Raw genomic sequence first — 22,857 nt, forward strand, 5'->3', positions numbered from 1 at the left:
TTGATTCTAGTTTCATTAAGCGAAGCTGTCAGTAAAATTTACTGACAGTCGTTTGTGCGAGCCTGTCAAAGGAGGAAAAGTGTTAACTAATCAAGAATTGACAGCAAAAGTAAAAGAAATATCACTCACATATTTTAAGCAATCATTTGACCACGAAGCAAAATGGAATCAACGCTTACGGACAACTGGTGGTCGTTTCTTTCCCAAAGATTTACATCTAGATTTTAATCCTAAAATGGCTGAACTTAAAGATTTTGAAGGAGTGATACTTCATGAATTAACTCATTATCATCTGTATCGGTCTAAAAGAGGTTATAAACATCGAGATGCTGATTTTAAAAGGCTTCTGTCACAAGTTGGTGGCTTACGATATGCTCCCTCAGTGATTGATAAGAAGATAAAATATTATTATAGCTGTCAAAATTGCGGCCAACTTTATCCTCGACAAAGAAAAATTGATACAAAAAAGTATCGCTGTGGAAAATGTCGAGGGAAATTAATCTTAAAAACAAGCGGAAATTAAAAATTCCGCTTGTTTTTTATTAAGAATTAAGAAGTTTATCCACATTTTCTTCACTTTTTCCCCAAAAACTGTGAATAAGTTAAGATAAATTGGGGATAATTACAAAAAAATGGCTTAATTGAGCAAAAAAAATCTTATCCACAAGATAAAATAAATGTGTAAAGATGATAATTGCTTTTTCTCACAAAAAAGCGTAGAATAGTAAAAATACATTTTTAAAGGACTTCGAGCTATTTAGCTCGAAATCTTTTATATCATGTAAAATAATATTGGATGAAAAAGAAAAGGGAGAAACTCGTGCTTAAATCAGAAATTATTGCTCAAATGCCAAAAGTTGAACTTCATTGCCATCTTGATGGTTCGCTTAGCTTGTCAGTCATTAAAGAACTCGCTAAAAATGCTGGAATTCATATGACAATGTCCGATGAGGAAATTTTAGAAAAGGCACAAGCCCCAGAAAATACAAAAAATTTGCTAGAATACCTGCAACGTTTTGATTTCGTCTTACCACTTTTGCAAACTTATAAGAATTTAGAGTTAGCTGCTTATGATGTTGTCAGACAGGCAGCAAATGATAATATTAAATATATTGAAATCCGTTTTGCTCCAAGTCAACATCTCTTAGAAAATCTAACCCTTGAAGAAGCAGTAGAGGCTGTCATCGCCGGACTTTCACGTGCAGAAAATGATTTTGATATAAGAGCAAATGCACTCGTTTGTGGATTAAAACAAGAACCAATTCAAAAATTACAAAAACTGCTGCCACTTTTTGATAAGATTCCTGATGAACATCTTGTCGGATTTGATATGGCGGGTGATGAATTAAATTATCCACAGGAAAAATTTGTAGATTTGATTCATGATGTAAAAATTAAGGGTGTCAATGTGACGCTTCATGCTGGAGAATGCCCAGCCTGTGAGCAAAATATTTTAGATTCAATTGCAATGGGGGCAAGTCGCATTGGACATGGAATTATGACTAAAAATCTGTCCGAAGCCGAACAAAAAATGATGATTGAAAAACAAATTGTTTTAGAAATGGCTCCAACTAGCAATTTTCAAACAAAAGCGGTGACAGAGCTTGCGCAATATCCTTTTAAAGAACTTTATGACAAAGGAATACACGTGACATTAAATACCGATAATCGAATGGTTTCGGCTACAAATTTAAGCAAAGAATATGAGAAAATCTCAGCTTGGTACCCAGATTTTTTACTTTCTGATTTTGAAAAAATAAATCATTACGCAATTGATGGCGCCTTTATTGGTCAAGAAGAAAAAGAAGAACTTCATCAAAGATTTACCAAAGAATACAAAAAAATCTCTGAATAATCAGAGGTTTTTTATATTAGATGAATTATTATTATTTAATTTCTATCTTAGAAATGATTTGAGCAGCTTGTTCATCAAATGAAGTTGGAATGGCAAGCGTTTGGCTACTGTCCAATAGTTTTTGAGATTCTTCTTTTACCCAAGCAGAATCTTTAAGATATCTTTCGTCTTGGTAATGATTTGGGTCTTTATAAAAATTGATTGACCCATTATGATTAGAACTATAGGTAACAAAAGTGGTTCCAGCCATTGTATTATCAGAACTAAAAGATAATGTTACTGCGTCCTGAGGAACAACTACAGAACCAGAAAAAGGAAAGACTTGGTGATTAGCTCCATTTTTAGTAACACTGATAGAAACAGGTTGATAATCATATTTGTAATAACTTAGAAGGGTTTCGGTTACGCGTGCATACTCAACCTGTTTAGCGCTATATCCAGATAAAGGTGAAGAAATTTTTTGTACTTTTTCAGAATTATTGGTATTTGCTTGACTGCTTGAAGCAGAAGAGCTCGTAGAATGAGTAGCAGAATTTTTACTATTGCTAGTTTTTGAACTTGAGGTAACTTTAGAACTAGAAGTAGTTTCTTTTTTGGTTTGATTCTCAGAACTTTTAGAATTTGAACAGGCTGCTAATGCAAATAAACTCAAAAATGTAGCTGACCAAAGGATTGTTTTTTTCATAAGATTTATTCTCCATTTTTATTACTTTATAATAATAGCAGTAAATTTTTATAAAGTAAAATTTAGCTATGATTACTATAATCTTAGAATATATTTCTACTTGGGTATAATCTATTTTTGGAATGAGCTTTATTTAGATATTTTTATTTCTAAGGTGTTGCTTTAGGACAATAAAAAAAGCTGAATCATTATATATTCAGCCTTTTTTTATTAATAAATATTATTCATCAGGTGTCATAATCATTGGAACAACAAGTGGTGAGCGTTCAGTTTGTTTATAGAGGAATGGTGAGAGTGCTTCACGCATCGCACGAGCCACAGAAGCTTCATTTGCGTTTTCTTCATGCATCGCTTCACGAATGGCATTGAAAAGGACACGTTGACCACTACGAATCAAATCACCAGACTCACGCATATAGATAAATCCACGCGAAAGCATGTCAGGGCCAGCAAGAACGGTTTTCTTTTCAAAGTCAACGGTTGCAACCGCAAGGACAATTCCGTCTTCTGAAAGTTCATGACGGTCGTGAAGAACAGCATTTCCGACATCACCAATTCCTGAACCATCAACATAAGTGTCAGAGGCTGGGAAATGGTCGGCATATCTTGCGCTGTCAGCAGTTAATGCAAGGACGTCACCATTTTCTTGAATGAAACAATTTTCTTTAGGGACACCAGTATCTTGAGCAAGTCCAGCGTGAATTTTGAGCATTCGATATTCACCGTGAACAGGCATAAAGTATTTCGGTTTGATGAGACGTAACATGAGTTTTTGCTCTTGTTGCCCACCATGACCAGAGGTGTGAATGTTGTTCATTTTACCATAAATAACTTCAACGCCAGCTTCAGCGATTTTGTTAATCAATTGGTTAACACCGTGGGTATTCCCAGGAATAGCATTTGATGAGAAGACAACCGTATCACCCATTTGTAAGGTAATGTGACGGTGCATTCCGTTGGCAATTCTTGAAAGGGCAGCCATTGGTTCACCTTGCGAACCTGTACACATAATCAAAAGTTCATGTGAAGCGTATTGATTAACTTCATTTGGTTCAATGAAGGTTCCTTTAGGAGCTTTGATATAACCGAGTTCCAAACCATTCACGATTGCTTTTTCCATTGAACGACCGAAAACGACAATTTTGCGTCCAGTCTTAACTGCTCCGTCAACGGCTTGTTGCAAACGGAAAATATTTGAGGCAAATGAAGCGAAAATAATTCGACCTTCAATACGTTCAAAAATTTTCATGATGCTTGCACCAACGACTTTTTCAGAATGTGAAAAAGTTGGAATTTCAGCATTGGTTGAGTCAGAAAGAAGGAGTAAAACGCCTTCGCTTCCAAGTTCAGCCATTCGGTGAAGGTCAGCAGGTTCACCCACTGGTGTGAAGTCAAACTTGAAGTCACCAGTAGCCACAATTTTACCTTGAGGAGTATTCACAACAATCCCTAAAGGTTCTGGAATTGAGTGAGTCGTGCGGAAGAAGTCAAGACTTAAATGATTAAATTTAATGACTGAATCTGCATGAATTTCATAAAGTTTAGCATCACGTAAAAGCCCGTGTTCTTCGAGCTTTCCACGAATGAGCGCAAGTGACAATGGCCCAGCATAAATTGGAATATTGGCCTGTTTCAAGAGGAATGGAATTCCTCCGATGTGGTCTTCGTGTCCGTGAGTGATGAAGAGACCTTTGATACGATCAATATTTTCAACGATATAAGTATAATCAGGGATGACGTAGTCAACACCTAATAAATCGTCTTCTGGGAATTTAATTCCGGCGTCAATGATGATAATTTCATCTTTATACTCAACGCCGTAAGTATTTTTACCGATTTCGCCCAGTCCGCCAATGGCGTAAACTGCGACTTCATCAGCTTTTATTTTAAGTTGCTTTGGCATGTTTCTCCTATTCTTTGGATTTTTTATTTTATTTTTTGACTGACAAGTTGGTCAGTTCGGTTTTTTAATGTAATATTTACTGACAGAATTTTAAAGGTACAAGAAAATCACTTTAGATTGCTGTCATTTTTGACAAAAATCTAAAGTGCTCTCCTTTACACTCCAGTCAGTCTTAGAAGCTTGTGATTTCAAATACGCCAGTTTCTTTTTCATATTCGACAGATTCATCAGAAAGTGAGTCAATAAACTCTACGTGGTAGGCAGTATTTTTAGCAAGAAGTTCGCGTGCAAGGATAACTCCTTCTTCTTTAGTAGCGACATCAAGGTCGAGGTAAAGAGCCTCAGTAGTCTCACGACGTGGTGAGCGGGTATTATCTTTTTGGTAGAAAACTTTAAAAATCATTCTATAAATCACGAGCAAAAGCTCGTTCCTTTCTTAATAGTTCGTGTTTGCTGTTCTTTGCAATTACTATCATTTTAGCATATTTGCAAGGAAATGGAAAGTTGAGTTCATTAATTTTAAAAATGAAGCGCTTCCTAAAAAATAATGGTGGAACTTGCAAGGCAAGCGTGGTAAAATATAAGGAAGTAGAACTGATGACAGAGAAGATAAAAATTATTTGTAGATAGGTCGCATTGGATAAGTGGCTGTCAGTAAAAGTCTATCAGTAATTAAAAAATAACATACTTTCAGAAATATTATAGGTAAAAAATGAAAATATTAGCATTTGATAGCTCATCAAAGGCTTTGTCAGTAGCTGTGGTTGCTGACGGAATATTACTTGGTGAAGTAACATTAAATTTGAAAAAAAATCACAGTACAACTTTGATGACAAGCATTGATTTTTTGATGGCTCAAGTTGGTCTTGAAGCCAAAGAACTTGACCGGATTGCGGTAGCACAAGGCCCTGGTTCTTATACAGGTTTGCGACTTTCTGCGACAGTTGGAAAAACATTGGCTTTTAGCTTAAATAAAGAGCTTGTTGGTCTATCAAGTTTATTGGCAATTGCTAATCGTGTTCAAGACAAAAATGCTTACGTGCTTCCGATAATTGATGCAAGACGTGGAAATGCCTATGCAGCTCTTTATAAAAATGGTCAGCAAATAATTGCGGATCAACATTGTAATTTTAGTGAATTTTTGGCTGATTTATCAGAAAAAGTTTCTTCATTTGAACAAATTATTTTCACAGGAGAAACTGATAATTTCGTTGAAGCAATTCAAAATGCTGGTTTCTCTGAAGAACAAATCATTTCTGACAGTTTAGAAAAGCTCCCGTCAGCCTATGAAATTGCTAAGATTGCCGAAAAATTAACTCCTGAAAATGTGCACGCTTTTGTGCCAAATTACCTCAAAAAAGTTGAGGCCGAAGAGAAATGGTTGGAAAGTCATGAAAAAGCTGAAAACACTCCTGACGACTACGTTCAAAGGGTTTAGTGGAAAAAAATTTAATCCTCGTCGTTATTTAGAAATGGCTGACATTGAACTTGAACATGACCGAGAAGGTGTTCACTATCGATTGGCAGACAGAGTTGATATTGTTGCTTTGCTTGCGATTGAACGAGATGTTTACAATGGAGATATTCCATGGACCTTCTCTCATTTTGAACATGAAATTGTCAAAAATGATGAAGCCTTTTTCATTGTGGCCGAAATTTCTGGCAGTGTCATTGGTTTTATTGGAACTAGAATCAATCACCATGGTCAAGATGCACATATCACTAATCTCGCAGTGTTTAAAGCCTTTCAAGGACAACAAATTGCCTCAACTTTGATTGAACAACTGATTGTATTGATGAGCGCACTCGGAAAAAATGAGATGACTTTGGAAGTCCGTCGTGACAATACTAAAGCACAAGGACTTTATCGTAGGCAAGGTTTTGTCACTGACAAATTATTGCCAGAGTACTATGAAGACGGTGCTGATGCCATTTGGATGATTAAGAAATTGAAAAAATGAAACTAAAACATCTCTCTTACTTTGAAGAAAAATTAGAAGATAAAAAATATTTTCCAACCATAGAAAACCTATCAGCTCAGATTTATGAACTTTTGTCACTTGCTTACGAAGAATCACCGTGGACACGAGCTTACATTTTAGCTGATATAATCAATGAAAATTCCGATTATTTCTTCCTAGAAGAAGAGGGGCAAATTGTTGGTCTTTTAGCGATTTCAACAATAATGGATGAATTAGAAATTACAAATATCGCTATTCATCCTGATTTTCAGGGGCAAGGACTAGCGAGTTTTTTACTGACAGAAGTGTCAACATTTAGTGGGACTTTATTTTTGGAAGTTCGGAAGTCCAATCTTGCCGCTCAAAAATGTTATGAAAAATTTGGTTTTAAGATTTATCATACAAGAAAAAATTATTATGACAAACCTCTTGAAGATGCTTTGTTAATGAGAAAAGAGCAATTTTAAAAATGAAAGATAATTATATATTAGCCTTTGAAACTTCATGTGATGAAACTTCAGTGGCAATTTTAAAGAATGGAAATGAATTATTATGTAATATCATTGCCAGTCAAATCAATAGTCATAAACGCTTTGGTGGAGTTGTGCCAGAAATTGCCAGCCGTCATCACGTCGAACAAATTACTGTTTGTATTGAAGCAGCACTTGAAGAAGCAGAAATTTCGGCTGACCAACTGACGGCCGTTGCGGTGACCGAAGGTCCAGGCTTAAATGGCGCTTTGTTAGTTGGAATCATGGCAGCAAAAACTTTTGCATGGGCAAATCATCTTCCTTTGATTCCAGTTAATCACATGGCCGGTCATTTGATGGCTGCAAGTTTAGTGGATACCATTGAATATCCAGCTATGGCCCTTTTGGTTTCAGGTGGACATTCTGAACTTGTTTACGTAGAAAAAGAAGGAAGCTATAAAAAAGTTGGTGAAACTCGTGACGATGCTGCCGGTGAAGCTTATGATAAAGTTGGTCGAGTGATGGGCCTGACTTATCCGAGTGGAAAAGTCATTGATGAATTAGCACACAAAGGAGCTGATACTTACAATTTCCCACGAGCAATGATGAACACACATGAAGTAGAATTTAGCTTCTCAGGCTTAAAATCAGCCTTTATTAATCTCGTTCATAACGAAAATCAAAAAGGAAATGACGTGATTGCTGATGATTTAGAAAATTTAGCTGCTTCCTTTCAAGCTGCGGTCGTCGATGTCCTTATGGCCAAAACCAAATTAGCCATGGAAAAATATCCAGTAAAAACGCTAATAATTGGCGGTGGAGTATCAGCAAATCAAGGCTTACGCGAACGTTTGTCAGCAGAAATTGCTGACGAAAAGTTAATTATTCCTCCTTTAAGACTCTGTGGTGACAATGCTGGAATGATTGCAGCAGCAGCATATATTGAATGGAAAAAAGGTTTGGAAAATGTTCAAGCAGGATTAGATTTAAATGCAAAACCTAGTCTCGTTTTTGAAGACATAGAAGAAGGAGAAGTTTAATGATGAAATTAATTGGAAAACTTCAAAATGGCATGACCTTTACTGAAGAATTTGACGGAGTCAACGATTTCCTAGCCCTTCAACAAAGCGATTATAATGCCATTGCTGATGAAATTGAAGTTGTTGAAGTAAAAATTGCTGACGAAGTCCTTGATTTTAAAGGAAATATGGGCCAACTTTACTACGAACTCATGAAATAAATAAAAAGTTACTGACAGAATTGTCAGAGCCTAACTGTTGAAACTTTACAGATAGGTTCGATTTTCATCAGTAATTTTTTTTATGTTTTGATTCAAATTTACCACCATTTAGGCAGTAAGGCAACGATAGAATTTGTGACACTAGAGATTGTGTTTGTGACAGTTGTCGTTGCGAGTGATATAAGATTATTTGCAGTGTTAACTGTTGTTGCCACAGCATTTGTTAAGGACGTAGTAATAGGTTGAATTGAAGAAACAATAGTATTTATTGCCGGAGTTACAATAGGGAAAATGTTTTCATTAGAATACTTTAGAGCAGTTGTAAGCAGGCTAACAACTGGAGCTATGATAGAATCTGGAGCGGTGACAATATCGTTGATAATTGGTCCCCATACTGGAGAAGCGGGTTCTATAAGTGAGCCATCGATATTAAACTGATAGTCAGGTGTATGGCTGTAAAAAGGACCACTATTACCTTCGTCATAGTAGACTGCTGCGTTTAAACCATTTCCTCCATAAGCTCCTAGTATGACATCATACATATTTCTAATATTAAAATAAAGATTAGGATGAGCTTGAACATAAGCGATATCAGCAGTTGACAAAATATTTGAAGGGTCTGGTCCAACAAAGGCAACAACTGGAATTCGTTCTTGCGCCCCAATTGCTAGTGCCAAATATCCCCCAAGAGAAATACCTGTTACTGCAAAACTAGACTTTGGATATTGTGAAATGATTGAGTCAGCAAATTGTTTAGCAGTTACAGCTTGACTAGGTAAGGTGGGTCCACCATTTAATGGTACAAAATACTGGCTTCCACCTACTACAGTTTCAATGTCTGTAATCCAATCATTAATTTCATTAAAATAGGGATTAGTTGCTGCATAAGCAATAATAATGCTACTAGTATTTGTAAACCCGTTTATGATTGGAGAAACTGCCATTGCTTGCATGCCATTATCGGGATAGCCAGAAAGAGAGTTATCAGAATCTACGGCTAGTAATATTTGATAAGTTTGTCCGGTGCTTTGACCATTCAGATGAACAGTAAGGATATCCCCGGTTTTGAGAGAATTAAATCCAGGGTTAGCAACTTGTGAATAGGCTTGACCAACAGAAAGAGCGTCGCCTGCAATGTTATAAAAATCAAGAGTTGTTGTATTAGCAAGAGTCGTTTGGTCAGTCGCAGAAATACCCGAATTACTAGTTTGATTTAAAAGTGTTGTATCAGGATTAGTGATACTTATATCATTGGCGATTGTATTACTAGAGCTTGAATCTCTAACAGATGAATCTGCCAGACTTGATTGTGTAGCGGCTAGGCTAGAAATGTTGCTGTTGCTTGCAGAAGTGGTGGCATCTAATGTGTCAACTGTAGTAGATGAACTAGATATACTTGATGAACTCGAAAGAGCTATAGAAGAATCCAAAGCCTGACTTGTCGGCATATCCGATGATTGAGAGGTTGATAAAGAACTGATTGAAGCGGTTGAGGTGCTATTTGAGGATTCAGATATTTGCGGAGTACTTGAAATTACTGAACTAACAGTAGATATTTCAGAAGTTTCACTATTGCTTGAGCATGCACTTGCATCTAATGAATTAGGGGTTAGCGAATTAAGGGATGTTAGCGGTGAAGCAGTAGATTCATCAGCTTTTGCTAGCTGTGTTGTCACAGCGCCCAAAAGGAGAAAAGTAATTAAACTTGCAGAATAAAGCCAAACTTTTCCTTTTTTCCATGCTTTAAAATGAGTTATACTACTTTGCATAAATATCTCCTAACTTTCTTCTTCGGCTTGATTTTCTTGTTCTTGTGCCAGTAAAATCTTATCGTAACTTCTAGCAAAAGGAAAATAAATAAAGATAGTCATGACAAGCATTAGAGCTTGCCAAATTGCTGTTTTCCAGCCACCCACTAACAAACCTGAGATAATAGGAGGAGTGGTCCAAGGGACATAAACGCCATTAAAAGGCGGAATGATTTGAAAATAAATAGCAAAATAAGTTAGAAATCCTGAAAGCAATGGTGCAAGGAAAAATGGGATAGCAAGTATGGGGTTAAGAACAATTGGAAGTCCAAAGAGAACCGGTTCGTTGATATTGAAAATTGCAGGTCCAAGTTCCATTCGCCCCAAAACTTTCATTTGTTGGGATTTTGCAAAAAAGAGTAGATAGACAACGAGACCAAAGGTTAATCCGGCACCTGTACTGATAATGAATTGGTCGCTGAAAGCTTGAGTAACAATATGTGCTCCATTTGCTAAAGAAAGTTTATGTTCGGCATAAAGTTTAGCGTTATCCAAACCATTGGCAGCTAATAAAGGAGCCATTATTCCAGTAATAATTATTGAAGAACCATGAACACCGAACCACCAGATAAATACAGGTAAAAATGCAAGAACGAACACTCCGACAGGTCCATCAGAAACGTGTTGCAATGGTGATTGAATGACTTTATAAACCCATTCAACAAAAGTAGTATTTAAGGCAATTGTGTAAATTCCTTCTAAAATACCAAAGAGTGTAACAATTGCAGCAGCTGGAATTAATGCAGTGAATGAACCAGCTACGTTTTCAGGAACTTGTTCAGGCATTTTAATTGTGATATTGTGTTTCATAAACCAACTGTAAAGCCAACCGACAATTAAGCCGACGATAATGGCTAGCACCATTCCTTTACCAGATAACCAAGTGCGGTCAATGACATTATAAATATAGTAATTAGAGCTGGGTTTTCCAGTAGCAATAGAAGTTACATTGGTCATGATATCTGGCTGAAGAACAATATCACAGATAATGGCGATTAAACCAGCTGGTGCAGCCTTGTAACCTTCTGCTTCTACCCAAGAATAGGCAATTCCAAAGACCGCAAAGAGAGCCATGATTCCAAAAGAAGCATTATTGATAGCAAGAAAGAGTGGTCCTAGCTTAATTTTATTCATGAAGTCCTGTCCAGCTTGCCAGGGAAGTTGACCAAGGATTAGAAAAATCGATCCGACGATAACTGCGGGTAAAATATACATCATACCATTTTTTATCGCTGTAACTGCCTTAGTATTCAAAAACTTCATCATCGGAGGCATAAGTGTCTCATTTATAAATGTGTTCATAAAAAGTTCTCCTTTTTCATTTAGAAAGCGCTTTATTTTTTTTTTAATTTTAGTATAAAAAAACGTTTTTACCTTTTCAAGAGGTAAAAACGTTTTGAAACTATTTTTTTTGATTTTGGAACTGTCCCATAAATGGGACAGAGTGTTCCCTTATTTTATTAATTCTTTTAGCCTTTTATAAACGGCTTTAGCAAGTTTTTCTGAAATAAACATTGCTGGAATTTGACTGGTCATATCATCGGAAAAATTAACATGCCATTCATTAATCTGATAGCTAATAAATAAATCAGATAAAAGAGCTGCTTCAGAACTGGGATTTGCCGTAATCACAGCAATTTTTGTATCCGCGTTTTTTCGCATACCAGCCATTGCTTCGAGAACTTCGCTAGTTTCTCCTGACACAGATAAGATAATAACAAGTGTATCGGCAACATTTTGAAGTTGCTTGGCAATTGGCCAAGAAGCATCTTGTAATGAGAAAACTCCAGGAACTCCCAGATTTGCAAGGTAACGAGTAGCCAAAGTAGCGGTTGCTCCTGAAGCTCCAACTCCAAAAAATAAGATATTTTCTGAATGTAAAATCATCTCAGTAAGAGCTTCTAATTTTTGGAGTAAATTGCTTGGATAAATGTCTATAGATAAAGAATTAAAAAAGTCACTTGATGGTTTATTATCTTTCTGTGTTTGTTTGACAAAATTTTTGAAATCATTAAAGGACTTATAATTCATTTTATGAATAAGCCTCATAACAGAAGCTGTTCCAGCATAAGAACCCGCTGAAATTTGTCGAATACTGGAGGATGGAATCTCTTTTATATGGTCTTGTAAATAGTTGTAAATTGCTTTTTCTGTTGGTGTTAAACTGGTAAAATCCAATTTTCCAAAAATGCTCATATATGGCTCCTTAAGTAAGATATCTAATGTTTATGATTAGAATGAATAAAGTGGTACATTTTATAATTTTTCAATGTAAATAGGTAAATGATAACTTTTATTTTTTTCTGTGAAATGATAGAATTAAGAAAAATTTTTATGGAGATAAAAATAAAATGCTGATACAAAATTGTTTTGGAGAATTTTTTGGTACTTTTTTGATGATTTTGCTTGGGAATGGGGTAGTTTGTGCTAATCTACTAAAGAAGACAAAATCAACAAATTCTGGTTGGTTAACAATTATTATAGGTTGGGGTTTGGCTGTGAGTTTTGCAATTTATGCTGTTCAGTTTTACTCACCAGCAATACTTAATCCAGCCATTGCTCTAGTTTTTGCAGTTCTTGGACATATTAGTTTTTTTCAAGCATTTCTGTATAGCATTTTTGAAATTTTAGGTGCAATGTTTGCATCAATTATATTATGGATTTATTTTTATCCTCATTGGCAAGAAACTAAGGAGGCAAGTGAAATTTTGTCATGTTTTTCTACAATTCCTAGTATACGTAAATCGTGGTCAAATTTTATGAGTGAGTTTTTCTCCACCGCCTTGCTTGTTGGCATGATATTGACTTTTAGTTTTTATCATTTTAGCGCCTTAGTCAGCCCACTATTTACTGGTGGATTAATCATGGTTCTTGGTTTTTCAGTAGGGACAACAACAGGATTTGCCTTGAATCCTGCGCGTGATTTTGGCCCTAGATTAATTCATAGTTGGTTGCCAATTGCCAATAAAGGGAATTCAGACTGGTCTTATGCTTGGATTCCATTTTTAGGACCGCTTTTAGGTGCTTTAGTTGGTATGGGTGCTTATTGGACATTCACTACATTTATTTTGGGAAGTTGAAATAAAAAAATTGAAGACTTAAAAAGTTTATTGAATACAAAAAATACTGATAGGATTATCCATCAGTATTTTTGCTATAAATTTTTTAAACTTTGAACAGTTTTTGTCTGTCATAATCATATTATTACTAGACCACAGATAATTCATGAATTGTCCGTCCTTCTTTATCGACCAATTGTAACCAGCTATTTGTTCCAGCGAAGTAAAGGAAATGTCCCACTTCATTGACTGATTTTAAGACAATATCCTCAGTAGTTGTGAATGTTTTAGCATCCCAATTGGCTTTTTGTTCTTCTCTTAAAGTCTGTGTAAAACGATAGGCTAAACCTGGTGTACCATCAGATTTCATTCCACCGCTTTCGGCGATTTTTGCTCCGGCTTTTATCACGAGTTGATTGGATTTTTCCCAAATAATGGTCGCTTTACTGTCGGAACGATTAACAAAAAATTCAACTTCAGAAAGTCCTTTTTTCCAGCGATGTTGTGCTTTAGGAGAAAAAGCTTTTTTCTTTTCTAATTTAATGCCAAAAGCAGTTAAAGCGGTCAAAAACTCGTCAGCAGAAATGGCACAAGCTTTTTCGATATTGCTTGGAATTTTAATTGGCTCGGCTTTATCACGTAAAATAATGCCAGCTTCCTCAGCCAAATTAACTAAATATTGCGTTAGATATTCCAGCTCTAAATCATAGGCAGCCATATTTAAAATCACGACTTTATCAAATTCTAACTTAGGAATTAATTCTAAATCATTGGCAATCATTTTAATCTGCCCTTTTTTTAGTAAAAAGAATAGCTCATCATTTTGCAAATCAAAACGTGCGTTATTTTGATCAAAAATACGTAAAAAGGCAGTTGATGGAAGACGAATTTCTAAACCAAGGTCAGACATGCTGACCGTAAAAGTTAAATTTTTCATAACTTTATTATAGCAGAAAGTTTGACAGCCTTATCAAACAATACATCATTAAGCTAAAGTTTGGTATATACAAACAATATAAGCTGTTTTTTTGTATTTTATAAAAAACAAATCTTTAAAAAAACAAAAAAATGTAGTTTTATAAAACAAAGTTCGGTATTTACGTACAATGGTAACTGTTAACAGAATATTTACAAAAAGGTCATTGTCAGATAAATTAAAATGGGTTAGAATTATTTTGTGAAGCACACCGATTCATCAACCGATTGATAAAAATCTTAAGGAGATTCATTTTTATAATGAAAAAGACATCGAAGAAAGTCATTGGACTTACAGCAAGCGCACTAATTGCAGTATCATTACTTGCAGCTTGTGGAAATAGTAGCTCTGCATCAAAATCTGATAGCAAAACAATTTCAAATTTAAAGATTTCATTTATTCCATCCAAAAATCCGGATGATATTACCACAGCGACTAAACCAATCGCAAATATTTTGAAATCTGAATTGAAAAAACAAGGCTATACAGTAAAAAATATTGATACTAGTGTTGGTACAAATTATCAAGCGGTTGGTGAAGGACTCGATGCTGGTTCAGTTGACGTCGGTTATGGAATGTCAGCGACAACCTATGCCATGTATCAAGATGGTTCAACTCCACTCTTGATGGCAACACGTAAGGGACTTTCAAATGATGCCTCAGATTCTGCAAAATATTGGAATGAACATAAACCAACAACTAAAACTGATAAAGAAGTGACTTCTTACCGTTCGCTAATCATTGCTGGTAATTCTCCAATGGGCAAAAAGTTAGCTAAAGAAGCTAACGACGGAACTTTGACGTGGAAAGATTTAAACGATGCAAAATGGGGGCTTGAATCAACTTCATCTGCGGCAGGCTATATGTATCCTTCGCAATGGTTAACTGAGAACTTTAAACATTCAATTCGTGATTTAAAAAATACAGTTACTATGGATTCTTATGATTCAGCAATGGCTCAACTTGCTTCAGGTCAAATTGATGTAATGCCAGAATATGCTGATGCACGAATGGATGACGCTACTAAGTGGACCACAACTTTCGGTGCAAAAGAAAGTATTTGGGATGATACAAATGTGATTGGTGTGACACCTGCCATTGCCAATGATGGAATCATGGTTTCAGAAAAATCAAAAATCATGACGGCCGACTTCAAAAAAGCACTCTCAGCAGCAATTAAAGATATGGCTAAAACTGATGAAGGAAAGAAAGTCATTGCCATTTATTCACATGATGGCTATGTTGATTCAACAAAAGCTGACTATAAAACAGCCATTAAAGTGGCAAATTCAATGAGTAAAGCCAACTAATGAACAAATAAATCATTTAATAAGGGTCTGGGTTACTCAATGAGTTCCAGACTCTTTTTGTGGAAATTGACTAATATTAATTAAAAAGCCTTCATTAGTGAAGAAGGATGGAGAAGTAATGATAAAATTTAAAAATGTGTCAAAAATTTATCCAAATGGCACAAAAGGTTTGACGGATGTTAATTTACAAATCAATCAAGGAGAATTCGTAGCTATTATTGGAACATCGGGAGCAGGAAAATCAACTCTGATTCGTTGTGTTAATGGTTTAAATGATATTACTTCGGGTTCGTTAATTGTGAATGATACAGAAGTGTCAAAACTTAAAGGAAAAGAGTTAAGAAAATTTCGGAGACATGTGGGAATGATTTTTCAATCCTATAATTTAGTTCCTAGAGTGACGGTTTTGAAAAATGTAATGTTTGCTCGTGTACCAGATATGAGTTTATTTAAGGTCATTTTTGGTTTATTTTCAAAAGAAGATAAACTCGTTGCCTTAGATTCTCTGAATAAGGTAGGGATTTTAGATAAAGCTTATATCCGAGCAGATCAACTTTCAGGTGGGCAACAGCAACGAGTATCACTCGCTCGTGCTCTTAGTCAAGAAAGTGAAATTTTACTCGCTGATGAACCTGTTTCAGCACTTGACCCAGTCACAGCTAAAGAAGTTATGGATGATTTTAAAAGAATTAATGAAGAATTCAATAAAACAATTTTACTGAATATTCACCATGTTGAACTTGCTTTAGAATACGCTTCGCGGATTATTGCTGTAAAAAAAGGGAAAATTGTTTATGATGGTCCTTCGCAAGAGGTAACCAAAGAAATTTTGGATGAAGTTTATAGAAAAGAGGCCTAAATGTACGATAAAATTTTTAAGCCTAAAAAAATAAAACTTATTACAGGAGAAGTTGTTGAAGAGAAAGTCAGTCGAACTTGGTTGACTTGGTTAATTATCATCTTACTGATTGCTTTTTCTGTTATTCTTACAAATTTTGATTTTAGTGCGCTTAGCAGAAGTGGTCTCTTTTTTCAAAAATTAGCAAGTATGATTCCCCCAAATTGGGCTTACTTTCATAAAGTTCTTCCCCCATTATTAGATACGATTAAGATGAGCTTTTTTGCTTCCTTACTTGGAGCAATTTTGTCAGTTCCATTTGCGATATTAGCGGCAAATAACATCCTTAAAAATCGTTTTGTTAATGGCATCATTCGTTTGATATTCATGCTAGCAAGAACTTTGCCAACTTTGGTTTTGGCTTTAATTGCAACCTATATTTTTGGTCTAGGAACTTTTGCTGGAGTTGTTGCAATTTTTGTATTTACCTTTTCTTTCATAGGAAAACAATTGTTTGAGGTGATTGAAACCGTTGATATGGGACCTTTTGAAGCGGCAGAAGCTTTAGGGGTCAGTCCTTTAAAAGCCTTTTTCATTGCTGTTTTTCCTCAAGTCCTACCTACTTATCTTTCAACTGCACTTTATGCATTTGAGGGAAATGTTCGCTATGCTGCAATTTTAGGATATGTTGGGGCTGGAGGGATAGGAAATATCTTAAATGACCGAGTGAATTTTCGCGACTTTTCCTCTGTTGGTATGATTTTAATTTCTATTCTAGCTACAGTCATGATTATTGATTCAATCAGCGCATTAATTCGTAAGAAAATTGCCTAGGAATGAGAGGAAAAATGAATTCACAAATTATTGAAGAATATAATCATAGACCTAAAAACTGGTTTTATTATCTTTTGATATTTATTGTTTTATTAGCAGTTTCGATTTGGTCGACTTCAGTCGTCCATTATCATGGCGTTTCAGAACATGGAGCTTTAATCGCCAAAAATATTTTCACAGGGATTTTTCATCCAGATACCAGTTTGATGTTTAACCTAACTGAAACTGGTTTACCTTATCTCTTGCTACAAACTTTTGCAATTGGTTTGCTTGGGACTTTGGTTGGTGCAATTGTTGCCATTCCACTCTCTTTTCTTGCAGCGACTAATTTGGTTCCGAATTGGTTAGCTTATCTGATTCGTTTTGTCTTGATGGCGATTCGGACAATTCCTTCTTTTGTTTATGCCCTTTTATTTATTCCAGTCGTTGGTTTAGGTTCTTCAGCTGGTGTAATGGCGCTTGGTTTTGAGTCAATTGGGATGATTGCAAAACTATTTATTGAAGCTATTGAAGATTTGGATATGGGTGTTATTGAGGCTATGGACGCAGCTGGTGCAACAACATTTCAAAAAATTCGTTTTGGAGTTTTACCCCAATTATTACCAGATTTATATTCGATTTTACTTTATCGTTTAGATATGAATCTGCGTGATGCAGCCATTTTGGGATTAGTTGGTGCTGGTGGAATTGGTGCGCCATTGAGTTTTGCAATGTCTGGTTATAAATGGTCAGCCGTTGGTGCAATTTTGTTGGGACTTTTAGTTTTAATTATCCTTGTTGAACTCATTTCATCAAGAATTCGGAAAAAATTAGCAAAGGGATAAATAATATGAAAATAAGAATTCTAGAAACGAGTGATTTACATGGTTTTGTTCTCCCAACAAACTTCACCGAAAGAGAAATGAATTTGCCATTTTCAATGGCCAAAGCCAAATCTAAAATAGATGAACTGACAGCAGTGGCTCAAGAGCAGGGTGAAATTATTGTAAAAATTGAAAATGGTGATTTATTGCAAGGTTCACCCTTGGCTTATTATCTAGCTAAAAAATCAAGTCGCGGTATTAAAGACTTGGCCAATGTCACTAATTCTTTTGGTTATGATGTGGGATTGCTTGGTAATCATGAGTTTAATTATGGGATTGATTATTTAAAAAGTTATGTTAATCAGGTAAATTATCCAATTTTGGCTGCGAATGTATTGAATAATGAAGGTCAACCTGCTTTTGGCCCTGCTTATAAAATCATTGAAGCGCAGGGGGTGAAAATTGGAATTGTTGGTTTTTTGACACAATATATTCCACATTGGGAAAAACCGTCAATTATCAAAGATTTGACTTTCCAATCTATTCTGACAACTGCAAAAGATATTCTGCCCGATTTGCGCCAATCAGTTGACCTTTTGATTGTTGCATATCATGGAGGCTTTGAGCGAGATTTACAGACAGGTCTTCCGACAGAAAGTTTGACAGGGGAAAATGAGGCTTATCAGTTAGTTGAAGAGTATAAAGATTATATTGATGCCTTAGTGACTGGACACCAGCATCGTGAAATTGCTGACCATCTTTTTGGAGTTCCAGTTATTCAACCAGGCTATCGTGGTGCTTTTGTTGGGGAAATAGAACTTGAATTAGACAATCATAAAAAAGTTGTGGCTTCAAACGCTAGACTTCATAAAACGGAGAATTGCAAAGTCTCATCGGAGGTCAATCAGCTGATATCTGATGTCAGTACAGAAGCAGAGGATTGGTTAGACCAGCCAATGGGAGAAGTTCATGGAGAAATGATTATTCGTGATCCAATGACTGCTCGACTGATTGAACATCCTTATATTGAATTAATTAATAAAATACAAATGGAAGCGACAGGGACCGATATTTCCGGGACTGCACTTTTTAATAATGAAGCTAAGGGTTTTGCAAAAGAAATTACGATGAGATCGATTCTGACAAATTATATTTATCCCAACACTTTAGCTGTTTTAAGAGTGACAGGTGCAGATTTAAAGGCTGCCTTAGAGCGGACAGCGGAACATCTTGAACTTGACAAAAGTGGCGAAATTGTTTTTAGTCCACGCTTTATTGAACCAAAACCTGAATATTATAATTATGATATGTATGAAGGAATTGAATATGCTATCGATTTGCAAAAAGAAATTGGTCAGCGAATTGTACATTTAAATTTCAAGGGACATCAGGTAAAGAATGACGAAATTTTAGAAATTGTCGTCAATCAATATCGCGCAGTTGGGGGTGGAAATTATCCAATGTTTTCTGCGGACAAGATTGTTAGAGAAATTACTGTTGATATGACCGAATTGATTGCTGATTATTTGAAGAAACATCCGATAATTAAGGCAAGTGTGAATCATAACTTCACAGTTCTAAAATAAATTTACTGACAGAAATTTTAGCAGAATAATAGGTGCTAAAAAAATCTGTCAGTATTTTTTTTATTAAGTTATACTTGAGAATGAGCTAAGTTTTTCTAAAGTTTTTACTGATATACTTTTATTTATCAAAAGGAGGAGCCTAGCATGAAACATACAGTAATAATTCCAAAAATCAATTATCAATTTGTGAAATCAGAAGATGACTCACTTTTACTTCCAAGTCCTTTAGAAAGTCAATATTTAACAGTAAAATATGAGCAATAAGAGCCAGATGAGTTGAGATTCTATGATAAAATGAAGTCATAAAGATTAACAAAGGAGCATTAATGACAATGAATATCACATCTCATGGTGAAAAAATAGCAACAATAAATCCGACAATAAGTGGTGATGCACCTGATTTTGAACTGACAGATTTAAAAGGAAATAAAATTAAATTATCAAAACTTGAAAAACCTGTTTTGATTAGTGTTTTTCCTGATATTAATACTAGAGTTTGTTCACTTCAAACCAAACATTTTAATCTTGAAGCAGCAAAACATTCTGAAATTGACTTTTTGAGTATTTCAAATAATACAGCAGATGAGCAAAAAAATTGGTGTGCAGCCGAAGATGTTGACATGACAATTCTTGCTGATGATGGAACTTTTGGAAAGGCTTATGGTCTTATTTTAAATGGTGGTCCTCTTGAAGGACGTCTTGCCAGAAGCGTCTTTGTTATAAAAAATGGGCAAATTGTCTATAGTGAAGTTTTGTCAGAGCTTTCTGATGAACCAAATTATGAAAAAGCACTAGCAGCTACTAAATAGTTATAAATGACAAAATAGGGGATAATTGCAATTGATGCTTGTCTTCTATTTATAAGCTGTCAACAGGCAGCTTTTTTAGTAGTAAAAAGAATAGATGTAATTTTTCTTTGTACTCGAAATTTTCTATTCAATTTGATATAATTAGATTAATACTGAATATTTAGGAGAAAACATGGCTGTAAAACGTTTAATTGAAACTTTTGTTCCGGAAAATTATAAGATTTTCCTCGATATTGACCGTAAAACCAAGAAAATAAAAGGTCAAGTGGCAATTACTGGGGAAGCGAAAGATAGTGTTATTGCCTTTCATGCCAAAGGTTTACACTTTAATAAAGTTCGTGCTTTTAGTGTCGACACAAACTTCATTGAAAATGAAGAAGATGAAGAAATCGTTGTTAAAATTGGTGAAACAGGGCGCGTGACTGTTTCATTTGAATATGAAGCTGAATTGACTGACAACATGATGGGAATTTATCCTTCATACTATGAAGTCAATGGCGAAAAGAAAATGCTCATTGGTACACAATTTGAAAGCCACTTTGCTCGTCAAGCCTTTCCTTCTATTGATGAACCAGAAGCAAAAGCAACCTTTGATTTGTCAGTAAAATTCGATGAAGAAGAAGGCGACATTATTGTTTCAAACATGCCAGAACTCTTGAATATTAATGGAATTCACGTTTTTGAACGTACTGTCAAAATGAGTTCTTACCTTTTGGCTTTTGTATTCGGTGAACTTCAATATAAAAAAGGAAAAACAAAATCTGGTGTTGAAGTAGGTGCTTTTGCAACGAAAGCTCATAGTGAAGCTGCGCTTGATTTCCCGCTTGATATTGCTATTCGTTCAATTGAATTTTATGAAGACTACTATAAAACGCCATATCCACTCCCACACAGTTGGCACATTGCCTTACCTGACTTTTCGGCAGGAGCAATGGAAAACTGGGGATGTATCACTTATCGTGAAGTCTGCATGCTTGTTGACCCTGAAAATGCAACCATTCAAAGCAAACAATATGTAGCAACCGTTATTGCACACGAATTGGCACACCAATGGTTCGGTGACCTTGTAACAATGCAATGGTGGGATGATTTGTGGCTCAATGAATCATTTGCCAACAACATGGAATATGTTTGTATGGATGCTTTGGAACCAAGTTGGAACGTTTGGGAATCATTCTCAATCTCAGAAGCCAATATGGCACTGAATCGTGATGCAACTGATGGCGTCCAATCTGTCCACGTTGAAGTGACTCACCCAGATGAAATTGGAACACTCTTTGACCCAGCAATCGTTTATGCCAAAGGTTCACGTTTGATGGTTATGCTTCGTAAATGGCTTGGAGATGAAGATTTTGCTGCTGGCTTAGCGCTTTACTTCAAACGCCACCAATATGGAAATACAGTCGGAGATAATCTTTGGGATGCCTTGGCTGAAGTCTCTGGAAAAGATGTAGCAGCATTTATGCATTCATGGGTTAACCAACCAGGCTACCCTGTCGTTACTGCCGAAGTCATTGATGATACTTTAATTTTGAGTCAAAAACAATTCTTCGTTGGTGAGGGTGCTGATAAAGGACGTTTGTGGAATGTTCCTTTGAATACAAATTGGTCAGGATTGCCAGACTTACTTTCTTCTGAAAAAGTTGAAATTCCAGGTTTTGCTGCTTTGAAAGCAAAAAATAATGGTAAAGCCCTCTTTTTGAATGATGCAAATATGGCTCATTACATTATTGATTACAAAGGACAATTGTTAACAGACCTTCTCTCAGAAGTTGAGACTTTGGAGAATGTCACTAAATTCCAAATCTTGCAAGATCGTAAATTATTGGCTAAAGCAGGTGTAATTTCTTATGCGGATGTCGTAAATATCTTGCCGGCATTTACTAATGAAGAATCTTACCTTGTCAATACTGGTTTGAGTCAACTCATTAGCGAATTGGAACTTTTTGTTGATGAAGATTCAGAAACTGAAAAAGCTTTCCAAAGTCTGGTAGGAAAACTTTTCGCTAAAAACTATGCTCGCTTAGGTTGGGATAAAGTTGCTGGCGAATCTGCTGGTGATGAGAGCCTTCGTGGAATTGTTTTGAGTAAGACTTTGTATGCTGAGAATGCAGATGCCAAAGCAAAAGCCAGTCAAATCTTTGCAGCACATAAAGAAAATCTAGCAGGAATTCCGGCTGATATTCGTCCAATTGTTTTAAATAATGAAATTAAGACGACAAATTCTGCTGAATTGGTTAAAACTTATCGTGAAACTTATGTTAAAACTAGCTTGCAAGAATTTAAACGTGAGCTTGAAGGGGCTGTCGCATTAATCAAGGATGAAAAAGTCATTGCTGAATTGCTTGAAAGCTTCAAAAATGCTGATATTGTTAAGCCACAAGATATTGCTTTCTCTTGGTTCTACCTTTTGCGCAATGATTTCTCACAAGATGCTGCTTGGGCTTGGGAAAAAGCAAACTGGGCATTCCTTGAAGAAAAATTGGGTGGAGATATGAGTTATGATAAATTTGTTATCTATCCAGGAAATACTTTTAAAACTGCTGATAAATTAGCAGAATATAAAGCTTTCTTTGAGCCAAAATTAGAAAATCAAGGTTTGAAACGTTCAATCGAAATGGCAATCAAGCAAATCACAGCACGTGTTGCTTTGATTGATAGCCAAAAGGCTGACGTTGATAAATCAATCAAAGAAATTTCTGAAAAATTATAATAAATAA

General features: G+C 35.5%; 22 protein-coding genes. 15 read left to right on the forward strand and 7 right to left on the reverse strand.

The window, feature by feature from the left end:
• Window positions 1-79: 79 nt before the first annotated feature.
• Entirely contained in the window at window positions 80-523 is a 444-nt protein-coding gene (locus tag LDP15_RS08995; RefSeq protein WP_010905264.1) for a SprT family protein, read from the forward strand.
• A 273-nt stretch (window positions 524-796) separates the two neighbouring features.
• Window positions 797-1,855, forward strand: a complete 1,059-nt coding sequence (gene add / locus LDP15_RS09000; RefSeq protein WP_015425757.1) for an adenosine deaminase — start codon at window positions 797-799, stop codon at window positions 1,853-1,855.
• A 31-nt stretch (window positions 1,856-1,886) separates the two neighbouring features.
• Here the strand turns inward: add and LDP15_RS09005 are convergent, their stop codons facing one another.
• The 3 genes from LDP15_RS09005 to LDP15_RS09015 all read right to left on the reverse strand — a co-directional run bounded on the left by LDP15_RS09005 (window position 1,887) and on the right by LDP15_RS09015 (window position 4,846).
• Window positions 1,887-2,540, reverse strand: a complete 654-nt coding sequence (locus LDP15_RS09005; protein ID WP_225513385.1) for a hypothetical protein — start codon at window positions 2,538-2,540, stop codon at window positions 1,887-1,889.
• A gap of 220 nt (window positions 2,541-2,760) precedes the next feature.
• Window positions 2,761-4,443, reverse strand: a complete 1,683-nt coding sequence (gene rnjA, locus LDP15_RS09010) for a ribonuclease J1 (protein WP_003131712.1) — start codon at window positions 4,441-4,443, stop codon at window positions 2,761-2,763.
• A 172-nt stretch (window positions 4,444-4,615) separates the two neighbouring features.
• Window positions 4,616-4,846: an RNA polymerase epsilon subunit gene (locus LDP15_RS09015; RefSeq protein ID WP_003131711.1), complete on the reverse strand. Its 231-nt coding sequence runs from the start codon at window positions 4,844-4,846 to the stop codon at window positions 4,616-4,618.
• Between the two features lie 309 nt (window positions 4,847-5,155).
• Between LDP15_RS09015 and tsaB the strand changes: the two genes are divergently transcribed.
• The 5 genes from tsaB to LDP15_RS09040 are packed head-to-tail and all read left to right on the forward strand — an operon-like array spanning window position 5,156 to window position 8,114.
• Entirely contained in the window at window positions 5,156-5,881 is a 726-nt protein-coding gene (gene tsaB, locus LDP15_RS09020) for a tRNA (adenosine(37)-N6)-threonylcarbamoyltransferase complex dimerization subunit type 1 TsaB (RefSeq protein ID WP_015425761.1), read from the forward strand.
• Window positions 5,835-6,404, forward strand: a complete 570-nt coding sequence (gene rimI, locus LDP15_RS09025) for a ribosomal protein S18-alanine N-acetyltransferase (RefSeq protein ID WP_010905268.1) — start codon at window positions 5,835-5,837, stop codon at window positions 6,402-6,404. Before tsaB ends, rimI (LDP15_RS09025) begins: the two co-directional genes overlap by 47 nt.
• On the forward strand, window positions 6,401-6,871 hold the full coding sequence (gene rimI / locus LDP15_RS09030) for a ribosomal protein S18-alanine N-acetyltransferase (RefSeq protein WP_012897153.1): 471 nt from the start codon (window positions 6,401-6,403) through the stop codon (window positions 6,869-6,871). Before rimI (LDP15_RS09025) ends, rimI (LDP15_RS09030) begins: the two co-directional genes overlap by 4 nt.
• Before the next feature lie 2 nt (window positions 6,872-6,873).
• On the forward strand, window positions 6,874-7,914 hold the full coding sequence (gene tsaD / locus LDP15_RS09035; protein WP_015425762.1) for a tRNA (adenosine(37)-N6)-threonylcarbamoyltransferase complex transferase subunit TsaD: 1,041 nt from the start codon (window positions 6,874-6,876) through the stop codon (window positions 7,912-7,914).
• On the forward strand, window positions 7,914-8,114 hold the full coding sequence (locus tag LDP15_RS09040; RefSeq protein ID WP_003131704.1) for a DUF4649 family protein: 201 nt from the start codon (window positions 7,914-7,916) through the stop codon (window positions 8,112-8,114). The genes tsaD and LDP15_RS09040 overlap by 1 nt, the downstream gene beginning before the upstream one ends.
• A 98-nt stretch (window positions 8,115-8,212) precedes the next feature.
• On the opposite strand, the gene LDP15_RS09045 is transcribed toward LDP15_RS09040, so the two are convergent.
• The 3 genes from LDP15_RS09045 to LDP15_RS09055 all read right to left on the reverse strand — a co-directional run bounded on the left by LDP15_RS09045 (window position 8,213) and on the right by LDP15_RS09055 (window position 12,118).
• Window positions 8,213-9,883, reverse strand: coding sequence for a hypothetical protein (locus LDP15_RS09045; protein ID WP_015425763.1), 1,671 nt, complete (start codon window positions 9,881-9,883; stop codon window positions 8,213-8,215).
• Window positions 9,884-9,892: 9 nt separating this feature from the next.
• Window positions 9,893-11,224: a PTS sugar transporter subunit IIC gene (locus LDP15_RS09050; RefSeq protein ID WP_015425764.1), complete on the reverse strand. Its 1,332-nt coding sequence runs from the start codon at window positions 11,222-11,224 to the stop codon at window positions 9,893-9,895.
• 150 nt (window positions 11,225-11,374) lie between these two features.
• On the reverse strand, window positions 11,375-12,118 hold the full coding sequence (locus tag LDP15_RS09055; RefSeq protein WP_015425765.1) for a MurR/RpiR family transcriptional regulator: 744 nt from the start codon (window positions 12,116-12,118) through the stop codon (window positions 11,375-11,377).
• Window positions 12,119-12,273: 155 nt separating this feature from the next.
• Here LDP15_RS09055 and LDP15_RS09060 point away from each other — a divergent pair, with 155 nt between their 5' ends.
• Entirely contained in the window at window positions 12,274-13,002 is a 729-nt protein-coding gene (locus LDP15_RS09060; protein WP_015425766.1) for an MIP/aquaporin family protein, read from the forward strand.
• 127 nt (window positions 13,003-13,129) lie between these two features.
• Here LDP15_RS09060 and LDP15_RS09065 read toward each other — a convergent pair whose 3' ends face one another.
• Window positions 13,130-13,918, reverse strand: coding sequence for a hypothetical protein (locus LDP15_RS09065; protein WP_015425767.1), 789 nt, complete (start codon window positions 13,916-13,918; stop codon window positions 13,130-13,132).
• A gap of 299 nt (window positions 13,919-14,217) precedes the next feature.
• Here LDP15_RS09065 and LDP15_RS09070 point away from each other — a divergent pair, with 299 nt between their 5' ends.
• The 7 genes from LDP15_RS09070 (at window position 14,218) to LDP15_RS09100 (ending at window position 22,850) form a co-directional block, all read left to right on the forward strand.
• Entirely contained in the window at window positions 14,218-15,267 is a 1,050-nt protein-coding gene (locus LDP15_RS09070) for a phosphate/phosphite/phosphonate ABC transporter substrate-binding protein (RefSeq protein WP_104142899.1), read from the forward strand.
• A gap of 118 nt (window positions 15,268-15,385) precedes the next feature.
• The gene (phnC, locus tag LDP15_RS09075) at window positions 15,386-16,126 is read left to right on the forward strand and encodes a phosphonate ABC transporter ATP-binding protein (protein ID WP_038599011.1); all 741 of its coding nucleotides are present in this window, start codon (window positions 15,386-15,388) and stop codon (window positions 16,124-16,126) included.
• A complete protein-coding gene (phnE, locus tag LDP15_RS09080) occupies window positions 16,127-16,939 on the forward strand; it encodes a phosphonate ABC transporter, permease protein PhnE (protein WP_012897159.1) in 813 nt (270 codons plus the stop codon).
• Window positions 16,940-16,953: 14 nt separating this feature from the next.
• The gene (gene phnE, locus LDP15_RS09085) at window positions 16,954-17,763 is read left to right on the forward strand and encodes a phosphonate ABC transporter, permease protein PhnE (protein ID WP_010905273.1); all 810 of its coding nucleotides are present in this window, start codon (window positions 16,954-16,956) and stop codon (window positions 17,761-17,763) included.
• A 5-nt stretch (window positions 17,764-17,768) separates the two neighbouring features.
• Window positions 17,769-19,328 carry a bifunctional UDP-sugar hydrolase/5'-nucleotidase gene (locus LDP15_RS09090; protein ID WP_015425770.1) on the forward strand — a complete coding sequence of 520 codons (1,560 nt, stop codon included), beginning with the start codon at window positions 17,769-17,771 and terminating at the stop codon, window positions 19,326-19,328.
• Between the two features lie 326 nt (window positions 19,329-19,654).
• Entirely contained in the window at window positions 19,655-20,137 is a 483-nt protein-coding gene (locus tag LDP15_RS09095) for a peroxiredoxin (protein WP_015425771.1), read from the forward strand.
• 172 nt (window positions 20,138-20,309) lie between these two features.
• The gene (locus LDP15_RS09100) at window positions 20,310-22,850 is read left to right on the forward strand and encodes a M1 family metallopeptidase (protein WP_015425772.1); all 2,541 of its coding nucleotides are present in this window, start codon (window positions 20,310-20,312) and stop codon (window positions 22,848-22,850) included.
• Window positions 22,851-22,857: the final 7 nt, after the last annotated feature.

The sequence above is a fragment of the Lactococcus sp. SK2-659 genome (assembly GCF_020218185.2).
Classification (GTDB): Bacteria; Bacillota; Bacilli; order Lactobacillales; family Streptococcaceae; genus Lactococcus; species Lactococcus lactis.

Coding starts and splice junctions, on each gene's coding strand:
- LDP15_RS09065 (WP_015425767.1), bottom strand. CDS start 13,918: ATGAAAAATTTAACTTTTACGGTCAGCATGTCTGACCTTGGTTTAGAA.
- phnE (WP_010905273.1), top strand. CDS start 16,954: ATGAATTCACAAATTATTGAAGAATATAATCATAGACCTAAAAACTGG.
- LDP15_RS09050 (WP_015425764.1), bottom strand. CDS start 11,224: ATGAACACATTTATAAATGAGACACTTATGCCTCCGATGATGAAGTTT.
- rnjA (WP_003131712.1), bottom strand. CDS start 4,443: ATGCCAAAGCAACTTAAAATAAAAGCTGATGAAGTCGCAGTTTACGCC.
- LDP15_RS09060 (WP_015425766.1), top strand. CDS start 12,274: ATGCTGATACAAAATTGTTTTGGAGAATTTTTTGGTACTTTTTTGATG.
- add (WP_015425757.1), top strand. CDS start 797: ATGAAAAAGAAAAGGGAGAAACTCGTGCTTAAATCAGAAATTATTGCT.
- tsaB (WP_015425761.1), top strand. CDS start 5,156: ATGAAAATATTAGCATTTGATAGCTCATCAAAGGCTTTGTCAGTAGCT.
- LDP15_RS09055 (WP_015425765.1), bottom strand. CDS start 12,118: ATGAGCATTTTTGGAAAATTGGATTTTACCAGTTTAACACCAACAGAA.
- LDP15_RS09015 (WP_003131711.1), bottom strand. CDS start 4,846: ATGATTTTTAAAGTTTTCTACCAAAAAGATAATACCCGCTCACCACGT.
- LDP15_RS09100 (WP_015425772.1), top strand. CDS start 20,310: ATGGCTGTAAAACGTTTAATTGAAACTTTTGTTCCGGAAAATTATAAG.
- rimI (WP_012897153.1), top strand. CDS start 6,401: ATGAAACTAAAACATCTCTCTTACTTTGAAGAAAAATTAGAAGATAAA.
- LDP15_RS09045 (WP_015425763.1), bottom strand. CDS start 9,883: ATGCAAAGTAGTATAACTCATTTTAAAGCATGGAAAAAAGGAAAAGTT.
- LDP15_RS09070 (WP_104142899.1), top strand. CDS start 14,218: ATGAAAAAGACATCGAAGAAAGTCATTGGACTTACAGCAAGCGCACTA.
- LDP15_RS09095 (WP_015425771.1), top strand. CDS start 19,655: ATGACAATGAATATCACATCTCATGGTGAAAAAATAGCAACAATAAAT.
- tsaD (WP_015425762.1), top strand. CDS start 6,874: ATGAAAGATAATTATATATTAGCCTTTGAAACTTCATGTGATGAAACT.
- LDP15_RS09040 (WP_003131704.1), top strand. CDS start 7,914: ATGATGAAATTAATTGGAAAACTTCAAAATGGCATGACCTTTACTGAA.
- phnE (WP_012897159.1), top strand. CDS start 16,127: ATGTACGATAAAATTTTTAAGCCTAAAAAAATAAAACTTATTACAGGA.
- phnC (WP_038599011.1), top strand. CDS start 15,386: ATGATAAAATTTAAAAATGTGTCAAAAATTTATCCAAATGGCACAAAA.
- rimI (WP_010905268.1), top strand. CDS start 5,835: ATGAAAAAGCTGAAAACACTCCTGACGACTACGTTCAAAGGGTTTAGT.
- LDP15_RS09090 (WP_015425770.1), top strand. CDS start 17,769: ATGAAAATAAGAATTCTAGAAACGAGTGATTTACATGGTTTTGTTCTC.
- LDP15_RS09005 (WP_225513385.1), bottom strand. CDS start 2,540: ATGAAAAAAACAATCCTTTGGTCAGCTACATTTTTGAGTTTATTTGCA.